We start from the raw sequence: 643 nt of genomic DNA, 5'->3' as shown, positions 1-643 counted from the left end.
CAGTATCACATCCTTGCGATAGGCTGGCATCATGGAACCGTTTGCCGGTTTAAACGTCATATCGGTCATTGGGCGGTAATCGGCCGGCGTGCAAGGCGCCGGTCAGGACGTGTTGACAAGCCTCGATCCCCGGACGGAAATGCGGGCGAGGCCGTCATCGCACCGAACCAGCAAGACAAGGCACCATGAATCCCGTCAAAGCGCTCGAAAAACACGGCCAGGCGATCTGGCTGGACTTCCTGGCCCGCGGCTTTATCGCCAAGGGCGACCTGAAGAAACTGATCGAGACCGACGGGGTGAAGGGTGTCACATCCAATCCCTCGATCTTCGAAAAGGCGATCGGTGCCACCGACGAATACGACGGCGCGATCGGCGAAGCGCTGAAGCAGGGCGACCGCTCGGTCGGTGATCTGTACGAAGCGCTCGCGGTCGAAGACATCGAGCACGCTGCCGACGTGCTGCGGCCGGTGTACGACAAGCTCGAACGCCGCGACGGCTTCGTCAGCCTCGAAGTCTCGCCCTATCTCGCACTCGACACCAAGGGCACGCTGGCGGAAGCCGAGCGGCTGTGGCGTGCGGTGGATCGCGCAAACCTGATGATCAAGGTGCCGGCGACACGCGAGGGCCTGCCGGCGATCAAGCA

At 62.4% G+C, this 643-nt stretch carries 1 protein-coding gene; it reads left to right on the top strand.

Annotated elements, in window-relative coordinates:
- Positions 1-185 precede the first annotated feature (185 nt).
- Positions 186-643: transaldolase family protein (locus tag DU475_RS23945; RefSeq protein WP_283812119.1), on the top strand; the 458-nt coding region annotated here is incomplete at its 3' end.

The organism is Rhodopseudomonas sp. WA056 (assembly GCF_010906995.1).
GTDB lineage: Bacteria > Pseudomonadota > Alphaproteobacteria > Rhizobiales > Xanthobacteraceae > Rhodopseudomonas > Rhodopseudomonas palustris_G.
This window is presented reverse-complemented; position numbering and strand designations above follow the sequence as displayed.